The organism is Paenibacillus alginolyticus DSM 5050 = NBRC 15375 (assembly GCF_000422905.1).
GTDB classification, from domain to species: domain Bacteria; phylum Bacillota; class Bacilli; order Paenibacillales; family NBRC-103111; genus Paenibacillus_E; species Paenibacillus_E alginolyticus.
Genome location: NZ_AUGY01000027.1, coordinates 21,532 through 41,176, shown reverse-complemented (window position 1 = coordinate 41,176; position 19,645 = coordinate 21,532). Strand labels below are relative to the sequence as shown.

Below are 19,645 nucleotides of genomic sequence, written 5' to 3'. Positions count from 1 at the left end.
CTCCTTAGGAGAGTGCTTGTGCAATCGTTTATGTAAGCTAGGAACTGATCCGATTATGATGGTATTGTTCAATCGACATCAGCACTTCTCGAGGCTTACTGCCTTCGTAAGGGCCGACAACCCCTTTGGCTTCCATTGAGTCAACAAGTCTTGCCGCGCGTGTATAACCGACTCTCATACGTCGCTGCAGCAGGGAAACAGAGGCTTGCTTGGCTTCCAAAACAATTTGAACAGCCTGGTCGTACAGCTCGTCTTCAAATTCATTTTGCTGATCCGGCATTTCTTCAACATGCGGGACCAGTTCCTCTTGATAAATCGCCTGTTCCTGTGTGCGTACAAAGCCAACCACATGCTCAACCTCTTGGTCAGATAAAAAGGCTCCTTGGATACGAACAGGCTTGGACGCGCCTACTGGCAAATAAAGCATATCGCCTCGACCTAACAGCTTCTCGGCTCCGACCATATCTAAAATGGTCCTTGAATCCACTTGAGACGAAACACCGAACGCAATTCGTGAAGGAATATTCGCTTTAATCACGCCCGTAATAACATCAACGGATGGTCGTTGTGTAGCAATAATCAAATGAATACCCGCTGCGCGGGCCATTTGAGCAAGGCGGGTAATAGAATCTTCCACATCATTTGCAGCAACCATCATTAAATCGGCTAACTCGTCCACAATAACTACGTAATATGGCAGAGGAACTGCCGTACCGCTTTCTGTCAACATGGCGTTGTAGCCTTCAATATTTCGTGTTCCGCTTTTCGAGAATAATTCATAACGCTTTTCCATCTCAACGACGACTTTCTTAAGTGCTAATGAAGCTCGTCGAGGATCCGTTACAACAGGTGCCAGTAAATGTGGAATCCCATTATAGACATTCAATTCCACCATCTTTGGATCGATCATAAGAAACTTCACTTCATTTGGCTTGGCTTTGTACAAAATGCTCGTAATAATCCCATTAATACACACGGATTTACCTGAACCGGTGGCTCCAGCTACGAGTAAGTGAGGCATTCTTGCCAAATTTCCGACGATTGGTTGCCCAGAAATATCACGCCCGAGCACAACAGACAACCGCGAGCTGGATTCTTGAAAAGCGGATGTTTCCATGACTTCACGCATGGTCACGATCGAAACCTCCAGATTCGGCACCTCAATGCCGATCGCTGCTTTACCAGGAATCGGTGCTTCCATCCGAATATCCTTGGCGGCAAGCGCCAACGCGATATCATCGGTCAAGGAAACGATTCGGCTGACCTTCACACCTACATCGGGCTGTATCTCATAGCGTGTCACGGCTGGGCCTCTGACTACCTCCAGCACTTTGGCCCGAACCCCAAAGCTCTCCAACGTGGCTTCGAGCTTCCTTGCATTCGCTTTATAGTCCGCCATCTCACTGCCTTTGCCAACTGCAGGCTTTGCTAATAAATCTAGTGAAGGCATTTCATATGGCCGCGTTTGCACAATCGGCACATTCTCCTGAAATTCTAGCGTTACTGGCTCATCCTCCGTATCAACAGTCCCTGCTCCCTGTGCTTTAGAAACCGGAGCTGTAGAGGAAGCTGTAGGATGTTTGACTGCCTGTTGAGCTTCTTGAAATACCTGCTCTTGAAAATCACGAATAATAGGTGTAATCGGTTGATCTGCGGGTGGTGAATCTGCTTCGCCAGCTTGCTTCGCACTTGACTTATAAAGAACTTGTTCGGTTCCATCTGCTGCATCTATATCGTCTAATTCATCTGTATTTAAATGATTCTCGACTGCTGCTTTTTTCCGACTTTCCTTATTAGGACGAAGAAGCTCCATAAAAAGCGGAGTTTTCTTCACCCGTTTAACAGGCTGGAAAACCTCTTCATCGAATTCATCATCAACAGGAACGTAAGAGGATTTCTTCGCCTTTGTTGCAGTAGTACCAGCTGAGGCTGTTTGGGGCTGTCGTGTTTCGCGATCCTGCAGCCACTCTTTCATTCTATCTTTAAAATTTTGGCCAACATTACTAAATCGACCTTTCACGATATTACCAACGTCTACGTAAGAAATACCTGTTGCCAGAATAAAACCCATGACAAATAGCGCATATTGGATTAATCTAGCGCCCAAATAATCGAACAGAAAGTAAAGGATACTGTACAGCATAGCGCCAATCATACCGCCGCCAATACCATGTTCAAGTGCCGCTTTACCTGCTTCTGTTGGTTTCAGACCATCTAACATGGCATTCCATGTTGATCCAATGACTTTACCAGAAGTGAAACCGCCATCAGGATATAATTGAGCAAACAAATCTATGTGATTTTTTATTAGCAGTCCAAGAATGAACAGCAATATGCCTGCTTTCTTGGGCGTAACCATCTGTGGCCATGCTCTCTTAATCATCGCATACAAAGCCACATATATGAAAATCAGCGGTATAAGTGAATACCACGTTCCCACAAAAAATTTGAAAAGGTAAATCAACGAATTCCCGACATGCCCCTGATGAGCAAGTGCAATGACAGAGAAAATTAGAATGAGAATACCATATAACTCGAATAACAAGCTAGTTTTTAGTGCCTTACTTTTTTTCTTGCGTTTCGCCACGCTTGCCACCCCCAAGTCCACATTATACCATATTTGACTTGGGGGATGATACAGGAAGAGCACGCTAGAACGTTAAAGTTGCCTCAGCTACAGGACTATATGAAATAATAGTTCCAGGGGCATATTGATTGTTCAAATAGTCCTGAGGATTACAGCTGAACAGCCTGACAATTCGTGCCTGAAAGCCACTTATCGGTTCGATTTGCATTTTGACTCCACCCTGATCAATCTCGATAAATTTGGGTTCATACGTATCCATTCCTTCAAAAATTACATCCATAGGAATAACGGAGTAATGTATCATTGTACGATGCCTCCGTTCGCCGCTGATTTCTTAATTTCTATACGCTGATTAAGCTCGCGAATGGCATCCCCGATACCGCCTACTTGATCAATCAAGCCATATTTAACAGCATCAATACCAATGACCGTTGTTCCAATATCCCTTGTCAACTCACCGGTCTTAAACATTAACTCTTTAAACTTTTCTTCTGTTACATTTGAGTGCTTCGTTACAAACCGCACAACACGTTCCTGCATTTTATCCAAATATTCAAATGTTTGCGGGACTCCAATAATTAAGCCGTTTAATCGAATGGGGTGAATTGTCATCGTTGCTGTTTCGGCAATAATGGAGTAGTTCGCGGATACTGCGATTGGAACACCTATGCTGTGCCCGCCACCTAATACCAAAGCAATGGTAGGCTTCGATAAAGTTGCGACCATCTCCGCTATAGCTAGGCCCGCTTCCACATCTCCCCCTACCGTGTTTAAAATAATCATAACGCCTTCAATCTTAGGATTTTGCTCGGCGGCGACTAATTGCGGAATGATGTGCTCATATTTGGTCGTTTTATTCTGGGGAGGGAGAACGATATGCCCTTCCACTTGACCAATAATCGTGAGGCAGAAAATATTAGATTCGCCAGAAAGCGTATTAGTTTGACCTAACTGTTGAATGTTTTCAAGGACTGCATTTTTTTTACTTTCTTCTGTTTCCGGTTCTTGTTGTTTCGGTCCTGTGGGTTCTGCCACTGAAAAATCCCCCTTCGAGTTTTGCTTTTGCAAAAACAGCTTTGTAAGCTTAATCTGCATCATGCTAGCAAACTTTGCATGTACGATTCCTAATCTCCCATAGTATGAATAAATTTGCGTTCTTTCATGCATTTGCCCATCGAACTAAAATAAAAAAAGCTCCCTCCAGTGATGGAGAGAGCTTTACTATTTGCATAGGTTCAAGTGACTTGTTCGAGACTAGACTTCCATGATAATAGGAAGGATCATTGGTCTTCTTCTGGTTTGTTCATATAAAAAGCGTCCGAGAACATCTTTCACGTTTGTTTTTAAAGATGCCCACTCATTTACATTTTCATTCATTAATTTCGTTAATGTATTCGTTACGATACGATTGGCTTCTTCCAAGAGACCTTCAGATTCACGTACATACACAAATCCGCGAGAGATAATATCCGGTCCGGATAAAATTTTGCCATCTTGTTTGCTGAGAGTAACTACGACCACAAGGATCCCGTCCTGAGACAGTAATTTACGGTCACGCAACACAATGTTGCCTACATCTCCAACACCCAGTCCATCAATCAGAATGTTGCCGCTTTGAACTTTAGATCCTTTGCGAGCAACACCATTTTGAATTTCTACCGTGTCACCGATATCGCACATAAAAATATCTTCTTTAGGAATGCCGACAGACTCGGCAAGGATGCCATGTTGACGCAGCATGCGATATTCGCCATGAATCGGAATAAAGTACTTAGGCTTCATAAGATTGAGCATTAATTTCAATTCTTCTTGACTACCGTGACCTGATACGTGTACGCCAGTAACTGAACCTGGACCGTAAATCACATTAGCGCCAATACGGAATAACTCATCTACGGTACGGCCTACATAACGCTCATTCCCAGGAATTGGAGTTGCCGCAATAATAACCGTATCACCAGGTAAAATATCGATTTTACGATGAGTTGAACGTGCCATTCTCGTAAGAGCAGACATTGGCTCTCCTTGGCTTCCTGTGGAGAGAATGACAACGCGATCAGCGGCAAGCTTGTTAACTTCCTCTGGCTCAATTAGCATGCCATCCGGAATGTGCAAGTACCCTAACTCGCTAGCGATCGAAACCACGTTAACCATACTGCGACCGATTACGGTTACTTTACGATTTGTTGCTGCGGCTGCATCAAACACCTGTTGAACACGGTGAATGTTGGATGCAAATGTCGCAATTACAACTCTTTGCTTAGCTTTACGGAACACTTCTTCAATTTCAACCCCAACACTGCGCTCAGAGCCTGTGTAACCAGGGCGTTCTGCATTTGTGCTGTCGGAAAGCAAGGCAAGTACGCCTTTCTTCCCAATCTCTGCCATACGATGCAAGTCCGCATATTGATCATTTACAGGAGTTTGATCGAACTTAAAGTCTCCTGTATGAACAACAACACCTTCTGGTGTATCTAAAGCGACACCCACAGAATCAGGAATACTATGATTGGTTTTGAAGAAAGATGCTGTAAGAACACCTAAGGAAAGAACGGATTCCGAATTAATGAGGATCCTGTTCGTAGTACCGAGTAAATTTGCTTCCTTAAGCTTTGCTTCGATAAGTCCCATTGTAAGCTTAGTTGCATAAAGTGGAACGTTAAGATGCTTAAGCACATAAGGTAAGCCGCCAATATGATCTTCGTGGCCGTGAGTGATGATAATGCCGCGTACTTTATCCCGATTCTCCGTTAGGTATCCAATATCTGGAATGACGATGTCAATTCCAAGCATGTCCTCCTCTGGAAATTTCAAACCACTATCAATGACGATGATATCGTTCGCATACTGAACGCAATACATATTTTTTCCGATTTCGCCCACGCCGCCAAGAGCGAAGATCAAAAGTTTATCAATATTTTTTTTGGACAAGAATATACCTCCTTCTTAGATTGGACGACGAATTTTAAATGAAAAAACCGAACTAGTCACTTGCAACCATTATACATGAAAAAAAACAACAAATACAAGTTAATACCGATTACATTAGATTCCCCAAAAAAAGAAAACCGATGCCGGAAGCACCGATTCATTAGGCGTTATCATACAAAAAGTGATTGGATGAATTGTCCTTCTTGCTCGGATATTCGAACTAACGGAAGTCTTACGCCTCCAGTTTGAATGCCTTTCAGTGCAAGAGCATGCTTAATTGGAGCAGGACTCGGTACACGGAATATGCCAGTAAAAACAGGATGAAGCTTACGATGAAGTTCTGCCGCTTGCTGAATGTTACCTTCTAAATAATACTTTATCATAGATTGCATTTCTTTTCCAATCACATGACTTGCAACACTGATAATTCCCTGACATCCTACCGCTAGAGCAGGCAGCGCACTGCTGTCATCCCCGCTATAAACAAGGAAATTAGGAGCTGCATCATTAAGTATGCGTGTCAATTGATCCGTGTTAGCGCAATCTTTGGTAGCTACAATATTTGGAATCTGGGATAGACGAATGGTTGTCTCCGCATCCAAATTCACACCTGTGCGTCCCGGTACATTATAAAGCATAATCGATACCTGGACAGACTCGGCTACTGCTTTAAAATGCTGGTACAACCCTTCTTGGGAAGGCCGATTATAATAAGGAGCTACGATCAGTAACGCATCGACTCCAAGTTTCTCAACTTTTTGGGAAAAATGAATGGTGTGCGCAGTGTCATTACTTCCTGTGCCTGCAATAATCTTACAACGCCCACCGGCATAACGTACGGATAGTTCAATAAGCTTCAGCTTCTCATCATCTGATAAAGTTGGCGCTTCGCCTGTCGTACCACAAATAACAAGGCTATCTGACTGTTGCTCTTCAATTAAATAGTTAATTAATGGTTCCACTTGCTCCCAGTTCACTTGTAAGTTCTCGTCAAAAGGAGTGACCATAGCTGTAATTACTCTTCCAAAATCCAAAAGTTATACCTCCTCTATCTCACAATTTCACTTATTTAAATTGAACTTATGATGTAGTGCCCTCACCGATTTAATCATATCAACACCATGAACAAGTACCCAAATCGTTGTGTTTGAATCGGCTGATTGAAGGATACGTATGTCCTCTACTGTTAATGCCTCAACAATATGTGCCATAATACCTGGAACTCCATTCATACCGCCGCCGATCACCGAAACTTTCGCACATCCACTTACAGCCTTAGGATCATAACCTTGATCTATAAGCAGTTTTACAGCACGTTCCGCTTCATGATCGAACACCGTATAAACGACACCAGATGGATTGACATTTATAAAATCAACACTAATTTGATGCAGCGCCATCGTTTTAAATACACGAAGCTGAAGATCGAATTGACCTTCAACCGCAGCAACATGAATTTGAGTAATGTTCGTAAAATGGGCAATTCCAGTAACGAAGCGATCCTTCACTTGGCTCATATCTGTAGGGATACTGTCTGAAGCTGTAACCAACGTTCCTTCTTCTTTGGAAAACGTAGATCGCACGCGAATCGGAATGTTAGCCTGCATGGCTACTTCTACCGCGCGTGGATGTATAACCTTTGCACCATTATGAGCCATATTGCAGATTTCAGCGAAGCTTACGCGAACTAACGGTTTAGCATCCTCAACGATTCGTGGATCCGCTGTCAATATCCCGTTCACATCTGTGAAAATATCTACAATTTCAGCTTTAAGGGCAGCACCAAGAGCGGTTGCCGATGTATCACTACCCCCACGTCCTAGTGTGGTTAATTCGTCTTGACTTGTTTTACCTTGAAATCCGGTAACAATGACGACCATATCCTGCTCGAGCAATTCAAGGATCCGATTAGGCTGCATAGCTACAATTTGCGCATTTCCGTGAACATCATTCGTAAGAATACCAGCTTGCCCACCTGTCAAAACTGTAGACTTAATACCTGTTGCTTGTAATAAGCTGCACAAATGTACCGCAGAAATTAACTCTCCGCAGCCCATCAGCATATCGAGTTCCCGCGCTGGCAGCCCATCCCCGTTCTTTCGAACGAGGTCTAAGAGCGTGTCAGTCGCATAGGGTTCCCCTTTTCTTCCCATCGCGGATACAACAACAACTAATTTATAATGATTGATAAGTGCATCTTGAATGTGTCCAATAACATGTTCTCTAGCATGAGCGGTGGAAAGCGAAGTGCCTCCAAATTTTTGTACAAGGATTCGCATGAGTTTCCCCCATATTCACTGCATGATGATTAACGCAGTCCTACTTGCTGATTATTGTTCTATTGCAATATATTCAGCAATTTGTACAGCATTCCATGCAGCGCCTTTTAGCAAATTGTCAGAAACAATCCACATATTTAGCGCTTTCGGATTGCTCAAATCACGGCGTACACGACCAACGAAAGTTTCCAGCTTACCCGCTGCATCTGTTGCAAGTGGATATTGCTGTTCAGCCGGATTGTCAACAAGTACAATACCAGGGGCATTAGCAAGTAACGTCTTCACTTCTTCTACGTCGAAATCTTCTTTCAATTCAACATAGACAGACTCGGAATGACCGTAAACAACCGGAATACGAACACATGTAGCTGTAACTTCAATGGACTCATCGCCCATAATTTTTTTCGTTTCAAGAATCATTTTCATTTCTTCATTCGTAAAACCGTTATCGAGGAATTTATCAATTTGCGGAATTGCATTAAAGGCGATTTGATGTTTCACTGGCAACGAACCAACCGGCAAAATATCCGGATTCGCATCATTTCCTTCAAGCACTTCTTTGGATTGTCTCAACATTTCGTTTATCGCTTTAGCACCTGCTCCAGAAACAGCTTGGTACGTAGAAACGATGATACGTGAAATACCATAACGATCATATAAAGGCTTAAGTGTAGCTACCATTTGGATCGTGGAACAATTCGGATTTGCAATAATACCTTTGTGCTCGTTAATTTTCTCGACGTTTACCTCTGGAACCACAAGTGGTGTTTCAGGATCCATGCGGTATGCACTCGTATTATCGATACAAATCGTACCTGCCTTAACTGCGTGAGGAGCTAATGCCTTCGTAACATCGCCTCCAGCACTAAATAAAGCAATATCAACGCCTTGAAAACTTTCAGGTGTCGCTTCTTGAACAGTTACATCTTCACCTTTGAAAGTAAGCTTTACGCCCGCAGAACGAGCGGAAGAAAGTAATTTCAATTCCTTGATGGGGAAATTCCGTTCTTCCAATAGACGGATTATTTGTTCTCCTACTGCGCCTGTAGCGCCTACGACTGCAACGTTAAAAAGTTTCTGGTTAGACATGAGCTGGACTCTCCCCTTCAAGATGTTATATATGAATTAGTATTGAAATCTCTCAATAATCATGGGCTGCAATTGCTTGCCTTCAAGAGCAGCTTCACAGGCTTCCATAATCAAGTCCATCCGAGCTACCAACGAATTTGGCTTCGCTCCAGGTGCATCTTGACCATAGGGCACAAAATAAATGTTCTTGGTAATGAGAAGCTTAGCGATATTCATCGCGTTCAAACCCAGCCCATCATTGGTCGAAATCGCTAAAACTAGCGGTCGCAAATTTCTCATTTGCGCTTTTGCAGCCATAAGTACTGGACTCTCTGTCATTGCGTTTGCTAGCTTACTAGTCGTGTTCCCTGTGCATGGTGCAATAACCATCACATCAAGCAGCTTGGATGGACCTAGCGGCTCAGCGGCTACAATCGTAGATATAATTTCGTTCCGAGTTATATCCCTGATCTGTTGCTGCCAATCTACAGCATTGCCAAAACGAGTGTCGGTGGTCATGACTGTATTCGATACAATCGGGATGACACGTGCACCAGCATCTACAAATCTCTTAATCTGCGGCATGACTTCTTCTAATGTACAGTGAGAACCCGTTAAAGCATAACCGACTGTTTTCCCTTGCCAATTCATTCCACATCGCTCCTGTCTTTGAAGTCTTCCTCGATCAGCTGACTTAGTGTGTTTGCCATGATGCGGCCAGCTGTTTTGGGGGCGACGATGCCAGGTAAACCGGGCGCTAGCATCGCTTTGATGCCTCTTTTCTCGGCAAATCGGAAGTCCGTTCCGCCGGGTTTGGAAGCCAAATCGATGATGAGCGCGCGATGTGGGATATTAGTAATAACTTGCGCTGTGACTATCATAGTCGGAATTGTGTTAAAAAGCAAGTCAATATTCCCCACTTCCGGGTACAGATCCTTTGTATAAAAAGGCTGAAAACCCATCTCCCACGCCCTTGCAAAATGCTCCGGTTTCCTCACGCCAACCTTCACGGTTGCCCCTAATCCTTGCAAAGTTTTGGCCATTGTAAACCCTGTACGACCAAAACCTAAAACCATACTAACGGAACCATGGATGGTAATATCGGTGTTCTGGATCGCCATCATTAGCGCACCCTCGGCTGTCGGTATGGAGTTATAAATCGCAATATCATCACGCTCGAATAACTCCACAACCTCAATCCCATTTGCTGCACAAAGCTTTTTCAGAAAGCTTTTGGCCATTCCTGTATACACTTTGGCATGCTTTGGCAGTGAAGACATAAGATCGTCCGTCAGTCTCATTTCTTCACTCGAGAATATAGATTCCACTTGTCCTGAATCATCCGTACCTACAACTGGCAAAATAAGTACATCAACGGTTTGAAGCAGCATGGGATCGAGTTTAGCATTTGAAACACCGCTAAATTGCCTCCCTAAATTATCAAAGCCGAATAATGTCACCGTAGCATCAAGTTCAATAAATTTTTGAATTACTTCAAGTTGCCGGGCGTCTCCACCCATAATAGCAACCGAAATTCCAGTGAGCATTCTCGCTTACACCCCTTTCTCGGTCCGTTTCGATACGTTATAGTATGCGTTCGCCTAAGGATGGGTGACTTTCCGTGCTCAGTTCCATGGAAAACAAAAAGAACCCCTTCTATTGGAAGGGGTTCTTGCATTTATGCTTACATAATTAGTAGATCTATTTACCGTCCTGTATGACCGAAACCGCCTGATCCTCGCTCCGTCTCCGTTAATTCCGAAACCTCACCCAGCTGGATCTGCGGCACAAGCTGGAAAACCATCTGCGCAATTCGCTCATTCCGTTGAATGGTGAACGGCTCCTGCCCATGGTTAATTAGGAGCACTTTCACTTCCCCGCGGTAGTCAGCATCGATCGTACCCGGTGAATTCAGAGTTGTGATGCCATGCTTATAAGCGAGCCCGCTCCGCGGTCTGATCTGAGCTTCAAGCTCAGGCGGCATACTGAGTGCAAATCCTGTCGGGATGAGTTTACGCTCACCCGGACCTAGCACTACCGGCTCGCTCACTGCGGCATGTAGATCAAAGCCGCTGGCAGCGGCGGACATTTTCTGAGGCAGAAGAATATCCTCCTGTCCGGATACCCGTTTTATTTGAACATCAAAATTATAGAGAGACAAGCTGATCCCTCCTGAAGCCGTTAATGACATCATCCGAATTCCCCACCATGGACAGAGCAAAAGGAGCCTGGAATAGGGTTTTCGTTAATTGACGAATATCCTCCATCTGAACGCTTTCAATTCGCTCGATCATCTCGTCGAGACTGTAATGCTTACCTGTCATCAGCTCGTTTTTCCCGAATCGATTCATACGGCTGCTAGTGCTCTCCAAACTAAGGATCAAGCTGCCTTTCAACTGCTCCTTGCCTTTCTTGAGTTCAGAATCCGTCATACCTTTCACGGCAATATCATGCAGCAGCTCCATTGTCACTTTGAGCACTTCTTCCGTTTGTTTCGGTGCTGTGCCTGTATAAATCGTGAACATACCGCTGTCAATATGCGAGGAATGGTAGGAATAAACGGAATAGGCAAGGCCGCGTTTCTCACGAATCTCCTGGAACAATCTGGAACTCATTCCACCGCCAATGGCATTATTGAGCAGTACCATCGGATATAGATTCTCTTCTTGAAGAGAGAGACCTGGCAGCGAAAGACAAATGTGATTTTGTTCCGTTTTTTTCGCATGAAAAATCAATTCTCCAAGGAAGTCCGGTGAATCATAACTGGTTTCCACGCCTGTTTGAGCGAATTCACCGAAATGCTTCTCGATAAGCTCACGTACACTATCATCAATATTTCCTGCAATGCTAAGAACCGTATTATCCGTATTATAGTATTGCTTCATATAGTTACGCAGATCTTCAGATTTCATTTTCGATAAATTGTCTTGGGTTCCAAGGATCGTATATCCTAGCGGATGTGAGCCATAGGAAGCTTTGGCCAATAAATCATGAACCAAATCGTCTGGTGTATCTTCATACATAGAGATTTCTTCATATATGACATTCTTCTCTTTTTCTAACTCGCTCTCATCAAATGCAGAATGGAAAAACATGTCCGAAAGCATATCCATGGCAAGAGGCAAATGATCATCAAGAACCTTCGCATAATAGCATGTATACTCTTTGGAGGTGAATGCATTCACATTTCCTCCGATTCCATCAAATATCTCTGCGATATCTTTGGCTGAATGACGCGCTGTCCCTTTGAACAACATATGTTCAATAAAATGCGAAATGCCGTTATTCTCATGAGACTCATTACGCGAGCCCGTCTTCACCCAAATCCCGAACGTTACCGATCGAAATGTAGGAATTTGTTCCATGACGACTCTCAAGCCATTATGTAAGCGATATTTGATCACCAAGGTTCCTCCTCGAATTGTAGCACCTAAAGTCCTATTCCCAAATTATACTTACTCAGTCTAACAAAAATGTGCCAACGACTCAACTTTCCAGCTGATCCATCGATTATTTCGCGATTTGACCCGCTTCAGCAACACGTTTAGAGGATAAAAGCTCTGATACGGTGCCAATCGTCAATCCTTTATTTTTAATGATACGAATCATACCTTGCAATGCTTCTTTGGATGAGGGGGTTGGATGCATCAAAATTAGTGAGCCTGGCTCGACACTTGTCGATAACCGTTGCAGGATTCGCTCAGACCCTGGATCCTTCCAATCTATCGTATCGAAAGTCCAAAGTACGGTTTGCAAATTGAACTCCGAAGCAACTTGAATCGTTTCTTGGTTAAAATAACCCGAAGGAGGAGCAAACAGCATATTCTTCACACCAAGCTGCTGCTTCAACAGATCCTCTGTTTTAGCTATTTCCTCAACAACTTTACTACGCGTTATACTTCTCATATCCTTGTGCGAATAAGCGTGATTAGATACTTCATGCCCTTCGCTTTGGATCTTTTTAGCCATTTCCACGTTCTTCTTCAACCACGAGCCATCCAGAAAGAAGGTCGCATGTACATTTTCATTGCGAAGAGTCTCTAGCATACTAGGCAGATACTCATTTCCCCAAGCAACATTGATCATGAAAGAAGCCATTGGCTTTTTGGGATTCCCTTTATATATTGGATTCGGACCGAGATCGTTCAATTGAATACTTGGCTCTACTTCCTTCATTACATAATTGATTTTATTCGGCGTCAAGTGATGCTCTGCAAGCTTGAGCGTCTCCTCGATGTCGACTTCCAATCCATTGTAACCAGGAATAGCTTTCCAAACAGGGTCAAGTTTGGCGTTAATAGGAGGAATCTTTCGTTTTTCAGCCTCTTTCATAATCGTTTCTAGTAAAATGCTTATCTTTGACTTCTTCTGTTCGTTTGAAATCAAAGTCGCTGATGCAAAGACTGGAAGTGCTTCTTCGTCCATCCAATTGGAGTCTGCTAGATATGAAATTTGATTATTCTTCACTGCGTTAATATAAGTTCCTACGCTAGGGATTGCATCCAATGTAAGCAGAACCATAGCAAAAAAACTTCCAAGCAGAAGCCATTTTTTGTGGAGCATACACAGATCCCCCTTCCTTATTTCCTGATTTTATGCAGGAAAGGACAAGAGTAGAACGAGGCATGTCCAGGTAAGACTAAACAGCAAAAAAGAGACAGATAGATCTGACTCTTTATCCAAAACTATTTAAAAGGGACTTCACAAGTCACGCGGCTTAGGTTTGAGCCGGGACTTGCGAAGTTAATGTTGCTTTGCGAGAAAGATTTACTCTTCCTTGTTGGTCAATCTCGGTTACTTTAACAGTGATTTGATCGCCAATGTTCACTACGTCTTCTACTTTAGCTACACGCTCTGTAGAGATTTGTGAAATATGAACCAAACCTTCTTTGCCAGGTAAAATTTCTACGAATGCTCCGAATTTCTCAACGCGTTTTACTGTTCCTAGGTAAGTTTCACCCACAATAACTTCGCGTACGATGCCTTCGATAATTGAACGTGCTTTTTCGTTCATCTCTTGATTGGATGAAGCGATGAATACACGGCCATCTTGTTCGATATCGATTTTCACGCCGGTTTCTTCAATAATTTTATTGATGATTTTACCGCCTGCGCCAATAACATCACGGATTTTGTCCGGGTTGATATTCATCGTAAGAATCTTAGGCGCATATTTGGAAAGAGCTTTTTTAGGCTCAGAAATACGAGAAACCATTTTACCCAAAATGTGCAAACGGCCTTCTTTGGCTTGCTGCAAAGATTGCTGAAGGATGCTGCGATCAATCCCATCGATTTTGATATCCATTTGCAGGGCTGTAATCCCTTCAGCTGTACCCGCAACTTTAAAGTCCATATCACCAAGATGATCTTCCATACCCTGAATATCGGAAAGAATGGAGAAATGATCTCCGTCTTTGATCAGACCCATCGCGATTCCAGCTACAGGAGCTTTAATTGGAACACCAGCATCCATAAGAGCAAGTGTGCTTGCACAAATACTAGCTTGGGATGTGGAACCGTTCGATTCTAATACTTCAGATACGAGACGAATTGTGTATGGGAATTCGACTTCATTAGGAATGATAGGCTCAAGTGCTCTCTCACCTAATGCACCATGTCCGATTTCACGACGGCCTGGTGGACGAAGCGGTCTTGCTTCCCCAACGGAAAACGGAGGGAAATTGTAGTGATGCATGAAACGTTTCGTTTCAGTAAGATCCAAGCCATCCAATATTTGAACATCACCTAAAGCGCCTAATGTACAGATACTAAGTGCTTGTGTTTGCCCACGTGTGAACAAGCCAGAACCATGGGTACGCGGCAACAAATCAATATCACAATCAATTGGACGAATTTCTTCTGGTTTACGTCCATCTGGTCTCACTTTATCATGCGTGATCAAACGACGTACTTCTTCTTTAACGATATCATAAAGCGTTTCTTTCACATCACCAAGTAGACCAGGAGTTTCTGCATACAAAGCTGTAAAATGTTCCACAGCCTCGGCATTCACCACATCAATTGCTTCTTGTCTAGCATGTTTCTCAGGAATTTTAATCGCATCAACTAATCTAGCTTGAGCAAATTCACGAACAGCACGATTAACCTCGGCATCAACTGTATGAAGTTTAACCTCCATTTTCGGTTTACCCGCTTGTTCAACCAATTCTTCAATCACCGCAACGATCTTACGGATTTCATCGTGTCCAAACATGATAGCTTCAAGGACAACTTCCTCTGAAACTTCATTCGCACCAGCTTCTACCATCATTATCGCATCTTTGGTGCCAGCAACCGTCAAGTGAAGATCACTTTTATCTGCTGTCTCACCTGTTGGGTTAATAACGAATTGTCCATCTACTCGTCCAACAATTACGCCACCAACAGGGCCATTGAAAGGAACGTCAGAGATTGCTAATGCAGCAGAAGTACCAATCATTGCTGCCATTTCTGGCGGGCACTCTTGGTCTACGCTCATAACGATAGAAACGATTTGCACATCATTACGGAAGCCTTCTGGGAAAAGAGGGCGAATCGGACGATCCGTTAAACGGCTCGCAAGGATTGCTTTCTCACTCGGACGTCCTTCACGTTTAATAAAACCACCAGGAATTTTACCTACGGAATACAATCTTTCTTCATAATTAACCGTTAACGGAAAGAAATCCAGATCTTTCGGACCGCTTGACGCCGTTACTGTACATAGCACGACCGTATCGCCATAACGTACTGTTACAGCTGCATTGGCTTGTTTGGCCAGCCTACCCGTTTCAAGAATGAACGGTTTGCCGCCAAGTTCCATTTGTACCCTTTTCTCCATAACATCCTCCTAAGGAATTGTTCTATTCAATTCATATGTGTTTGATAAACATGCACAGAACGTAAGGATCAGAAATCTTTACTATTATGCTCCGTATGTACTCAAAAATTGCCTAGTGCTGGAGTCATCCACTATTTCTGCGTAATGTCTAGTATTTCCTTCTTTTTCCGTTTTAAAAATACAAGAAAAAGCAACCTCGTTGCTATTCTTCGCCAAAGCTTTATCAAGCCCAGCAAAGGAGCAACAGGTTGCTTCTCATTGTCGGTTTTATCGACGCAAACCAAGCTTTTCAATCAAAGCACTATAACGGCTCACATCTTTGTTCTTCACGTATGCTAGCAGCTTACGGCGTTGACCAACCATTTTGAGCAAGCCACGGCGGGAGTGATGATCTTTCTTGTGAGTCCGCAGATGATTTGTCAGGTTGACAATGTTTTCTGTAAGGATGGCTACTTGTACCTCAGGTGAACCCGTATCGGTATCATGTACCTTGTGAGTTTGAATCAGTTGTGTTTTACGCTCTTGAGTTAATGCCATGATTGTTCATCTCCTAAATTCTATTGTATCCCCGCTAGCCTAGAAATCGCCGATGATAGCGCATGTCCAAGCTAAGGTTCATGCCAGAAGGTATAGATCCTTTTGGCAACGTTATTCAGTATATCATAATCGCACAGTAGAAGTAAATGCTTGTTTCAACTGAAACGTTATAATTTGTTTTTGGCCTTCTCGACGTCAAGTTTAATTTGAGCAACCAAATCGTCAAGAGATGAGAATTTCCGTTCTGGTCGAAGGAAAGCAATGAGCTCAACATTCATATGTTCGCCGTAAATTTGTTCGGAGAAATCAAATAAATGAGCTTCGAATGAGGGCTTCAATTCTCCGGTAGTAAAGGTAGGTTTTACTCCAATGTTCATAACCCCTTTATAGGTTTCCCCTTTAACAGAGGCTTTAATCGCATAAACACCATTTGTAGGGATGACGTAAGACTCATCCAATTGAATGTTGGCGGTAGGAAAGCCAAGTGTTCTCCCACGCTTCTCTCCATCCACAACGATGCCGCTTATACTATAGGGACGCCCTAGAAGTCTGGTGACAGTTTCTATGTCCCCTTGCTGTAATGATTCACGAATGAGTGTACTGCTAACTTTTTCGCCATCCATATGAAAGGGTCTCACCACTTCTACAGAAAATTTCCCATGACTCAACTCACAGAGCGAATCCGGGGTACCTTTACCTTGAAAACCAAATGTAAAATCAAAACCGCATATGACACTTTCAACACCGAGTCGATCCAATACTTGATCCACGAAATGTTCCGGGGATAACCGCATTAGAGAGGCATCAAAGGTAACGATGTAGGTATGGTTCACCCCTAGTGATTCAAACATCTTCATTTTCTTACTCATCGGAGTTATGAGGTCCGTATATTTATCTTGACCCATTACGGCTCTAGGATGTGGGTGAAAGGTCATGATTGATGCCTTCAGCCCAAGTTTCTTAGCTGTACGCAGGGCTCGTCCAATGACTTCCTGATGTCCCAAATGCACACCATCGAAATCACCAATTGCCACCACTTGCTCTCCTACTATTAGGTCCAAATCATCCATATTAATGGGGTATGATATTGGTATTATGCGCATAAGTTCATTTCACCTACCCATGTCAACCTGTCCCGTGACGTTATAATTAGAGGAAAACTTTGGCTGGGTTCAGGACTTGGCTAGCGCTGTTCCATTCATACAAACCAAGAAAACGTTTATCAGGCGAATAAGCCCTGAAAATGGTTTGCGATGCATCTGCATGAGCCGTCCGATTCGCAGTCATAGCTATTTTCTTCCCCTGTAGTGCATGTACGGCTTCCCCGGCAGATAGTTCAATGAATGGGATATGTGAAATCGCCTGATCCATAGGAATCATATGCGCCTGCAGTAATCCTTGAACCTTCATTTGCTCAATCTGTTCAAATGTTAAACACTGCTCTTGGCGAATACTGCCCGTCGATGTACGAATCAGACTTTTCATCACCGCTGGATATCCAAGAGCCTTGCCAATATCTACACATAAGGTTCTTATATAGGTTCCTTTGGAGCAAGAAGCACGAAATTGAATTTCTGGATGCTTTTGCTTTAGGTCCATATGGAGAATGTCTAGCTTATGGATCGTCACTTTACGTGACTTCCTCTCTACTTCTTTGCCTTCTCGAGCTAGTTCATAGAGGCGTTTCCCATCAATCTTGACCGCCGAGAACATCGGTGGAATCTGTTCAATTTCTCCGACAAAAGAATGAAGAACCTCACGGACCCTCATTTCATCCAAAGTCACCTGTGAAACTTCTTCCAACACAGTACCCGTCATATCCTCCGTATCAGTAGAAAGACCAATTCGGAGCTCAGCTTCATATTCCTTAGGCAGTTCCTGAATGTATTCAACCATTCGAGTTGCTCTACCGATACATAATGGCAAAACACCGGTTACTTGCGGGTCAAGCGTACCCGTGTGGCCGATGCGTTTGATCCCCAGGATACCTCTAACTTTGGCTACAACATCATGAGAAGTGAAGCCCTCTGGTTTCCATACAGGCAAAATGCCTTCTAACGTCATATTAGCTCGTTCCCTACTTCCTGAACCATTTTGGCAACTGCTTCCTCAAGTGTACCATGGATTGTACAGCCTGATGCACGAACATGGCCGCCACCACCCAGTGATTGCGCAATAGCAGCAACATCAACAAGTCCTGATGAGCGGAGACTTACTTTAATGACACCGACTGCTTTCTCTTTAAATAGCATGCCCACTTCTACGCCTTCCACATTACGAGGGTAGTTGACAAGCCCGTCCAGATCATCGCTTGAGGCACCCGTTAACACTAAATCTGCCAGAGAAACAGCAAGCCACGCCAATTTACGATTATTTGCAAATGAAAGTGTAGATAAAGCTTTCTGCAGAAGAACGATTTGCGAATAGGTGACTCGTTCCAGCACTTGCTCAGCTATGACAGAGCCCTGAACACCAAGAGATAACAGCGTTGCTCCAATCTGCATGACCTCAGGTGAGGTATTCGAGTACCGAAATCCGCCTGTGTCTGTCAGTAAGCCCGTGTAAATGCAATCACCAAACTCCAAATTCGGTACAAGCTTCATATGTATGGCTAAATCATACAAAATTTGAACAGTTGCAGCGGCATCATGTTTAATCAGATGGCAGGAACCAAATCTATCGTTCGTTGGATGATGGTCAACATTGAGCAGCTGTGCTTGGTCATCAAAAAGAGTGCTGATCCTACCCATTCTGGAGAAATCAGCACAATCTACACTTATGATGGTTTGATAAAGTCTTTCAGGAGTTTCCTTGCCAAAATCAAGAACTTGATCACTTCCCCATAAATAGGAAAATTTTGAGGGCATAGCGCCCTCATTGATCATAGTAAACGATTTTCCCAGTTGTTGAAGAATCCAACCGATGGCATACGTAGAACTAGCGGCATCCCCATCCGGTTGGATGTGAGATACCACCAGGAAATCATCATGCTGCTCGATAAACTTAGCTGCTGCTGCCAGCTGCTGGCTGTACTCGGTGGCATGGTTCATTCCACTGCTCATACGTTTGAATTTCCTTCCTGATTAAGCTTGTGCAACAAGTTATCGATATGACTTCCATAATCAATAGAAGCATCAAACTTAAATTGCAACTCTGGAATTTTACGTAAACGAATTCGTTTGCCTAATTCCGAACGAATATAACCAGAACCTACAGAAAGAGCTTTAAGTGTCGCTGCTTTCTCTTCTTCTGTCCCCATGACGCTAAGAAAAACACGTGCTAAGGATAAATCGTTTGTTACTTCTACACCCGTAACAGTCAAGAAACCAATACGTGGATCTTTCAATTCGGACTGAACGATCTGGCTCAATTCTTTCTTGATTTGTTCGCCAACTCGACCTACACGAACTCTAGCCATTTGTC

The 19,645-nt window shown here is 43.4% G+C and carries 18 protein-coding genes; all 18 read right to left on the bottom strand.

What is annotated here, in order from left to right; all coding sequences use genetic code 11:
• Nucleotides 1–37: 37 nt before the first annotated feature.
• Entirely contained in the window at nucleotides 38–2,587 is a 2,550-nt protein-coding gene (locus G519_RS0114135; protein WP_029195265.1) for a DNA translocase FtsK, read from the bottom strand.
• 64 nt (nucleotides 2,588–2,651) lie between these two features.
• Complete coding sequence (locus tag G519_RS0114130; protein ID WP_029195264.1) at nucleotides 2,652–2,891, bottom strand: YlzJ-like family protein; 240 nt, start codon at nucleotides 2,889–2,891, stop codon at nucleotides 2,652–2,654.
• Nucleotides 2,888–3,622 carry a ClpP family protease gene (locus G519_RS0114125; RefSeq protein WP_029195263.1) on the bottom strand — a complete coding sequence of 245 codons (735 nt, stop codon included), beginning with the start codon at nucleotides 3,620–3,622 and terminating at the stop codon, nucleotides 2,888–2,890. The genes G519_RS0114130 and G519_RS0114125 overlap by 4 nt, the downstream gene beginning before the upstream one ends.
• Nucleotides 3,623–3,841: 219 nt before the next feature.
• Nucleotides 3,842–5,518 carry a ribonuclease J gene (locus tag G519_RS0114120; protein WP_029195262.1) on the bottom strand — a complete coding sequence of 559 codons (1,677 nt, stop codon included), beginning with the start codon at nucleotides 5,516–5,518 and terminating at the stop codon, nucleotides 3,842–3,844.
• A gap of 170 nt (nucleotides 5,519–5,688) precedes the next feature.
• Entirely contained in the window at nucleotides 5,689–6,552 is an 864-nt protein-coding gene (gene dapA / locus G519_RS0114115; RefSeq protein WP_029195261.1) for a 4-hydroxy-tetrahydrodipicolinate synthase, read from the bottom strand.
• Nucleotides 6,553–6,579: 27 nt separating this feature from the next.
• Nucleotides 6,580–7,797, bottom strand: a complete 1,218-nt coding sequence (gene dapG, locus G519_RS0114110; protein WP_029195260.1) for an aspartate kinase — start codon at nucleotides 7,795–7,797, stop codon at nucleotides 6,580–6,582.
• Nucleotides 7,798–7,848: 51 nt separating this feature from the next.
• A complete protein-coding gene (locus G519_RS0114105; protein WP_029195259.1) occupies nucleotides 7,849–8,886 on the bottom strand; it encodes an aspartate-semialdehyde dehydrogenase in 1,038 nt (345 codons plus the stop codon).
• A 36-nt stretch (nucleotides 8,887–8,922) separates the two neighbouring features.
• Complete coding sequence (locus G519_RS0114100) at nucleotides 8,923–9,516, bottom strand: dipicolinate synthase subunit B (protein ID WP_029195258.1); 594 nt, start codon at nucleotides 9,514–9,516, stop codon at nucleotides 8,923–8,925.
• Nucleotides 9,513–10,412 (bottom strand): dipicolinate synthase subunit DpsA, encoded by a 900-nt coding sequence (dpsA, locus tag G519_RS0114095; RefSeq protein WP_029195257.1) that lies wholly within the window; start codon nucleotides 10,410–10,412, stop codon nucleotides 9,513–9,515. Before dpsA ends, G519_RS0114100 begins: the two co-directional genes overlap by 4 nt.
• Before the next feature lie 158 nt (nucleotides 10,413–10,570).
• Complete coding sequence (gene dut, locus G519_RS0114090; RefSeq protein ID WP_036632917.1) at nucleotides 10,571–11,026, bottom strand: dUTP diphosphatase; 456 nt, start codon at nucleotides 11,024–11,026, stop codon at nucleotides 10,571–10,573.
• Complete coding sequence (locus tag G519_RS0114085; protein WP_029195255.1) at nucleotides 11,013–12,269, bottom strand: M16 family metallopeptidase; 1,257 nt, start codon at nucleotides 12,267–12,269, stop codon at nucleotides 11,013–11,015. Before G519_RS0114085 ends, dut begins: the two co-directional genes overlap by 14 nt.
• A gap of 106 nt (nucleotides 12,270–12,375) precedes the next feature.
• Nucleotides 12,376–13,428: a polysaccharide deacetylase family protein gene (locus G519_RS0114080; RefSeq protein WP_029195254.1), complete on the bottom strand. Its 1,053-nt coding sequence runs from the start codon at nucleotides 13,426–13,428 to the stop codon at nucleotides 12,376–12,378.
• Nucleotides 13,429–13,582: 154 nt separating this feature from the next.
• Nucleotides 13,583–15,685 (bottom strand): polyribonucleotide nucleotidyltransferase, encoded by a 2,103-nt coding sequence (pnp, locus tag G519_RS0114075; RefSeq protein ID WP_029195253.1) that lies wholly within the window; start codon nucleotides 15,683–15,685, stop codon nucleotides 13,583–13,585.
• Nucleotides 15,686–15,952: 267 nt separating this feature from the next.
• Nucleotides 15,953–16,222 (bottom strand): 30S ribosomal protein S15, encoded by a 270-nt coding sequence (gene rpsO, locus G519_RS0114070; protein ID WP_029195252.1) that lies wholly within the window; start codon nucleotides 16,220–16,222, stop codon nucleotides 15,953–15,955.
• 167 nt (nucleotides 16,223–16,389) lie between these two features.
• On the bottom strand, nucleotides 16,390–17,292 hold the full coding sequence (locus G519_RS0114065; RefSeq protein WP_246309247.1) for a bifunctional riboflavin kinase/FAD synthetase: 903 nt from the start codon (nucleotides 17,290–17,292) through the stop codon (nucleotides 16,390–16,392).
• Nucleotides 17,293–17,371: 79 nt separating this feature from the next.
• Nucleotides 17,372–18,286 (bottom strand): tRNA pseudouridine(55) synthase TruB, encoded by a 915-nt coding sequence (gene truB / locus G519_RS0114060; RefSeq protein ID WP_029195250.1) that lies wholly within the window; start codon nucleotides 18,284–18,286, stop codon nucleotides 17,372–17,374.
• Complete coding sequence (locus G519_RS0114055; RefSeq protein ID WP_036632913.1) at nucleotides 18,283–19,284, bottom strand: DHH family phosphoesterase; 1,002 nt, start codon at nucleotides 19,282–19,284, stop codon at nucleotides 18,283–18,285. The genes truB and G519_RS0114055 overlap by 4 nt, the downstream gene beginning before the upstream one ends.
• Entirely contained in the window at nucleotides 19,281–19,640 is a 360-nt protein-coding gene (rbfA, locus tag G519_RS0114050; RefSeq protein ID WP_029195248.1) for a 30S ribosome-binding factor RbfA, read from the bottom strand. The genes G519_RS0114055 and rbfA overlap by 4 nt, the downstream gene beginning before the upstream one ends.
• Nucleotides 19,641–19,645 lie beyond the last annotated feature (5 nt).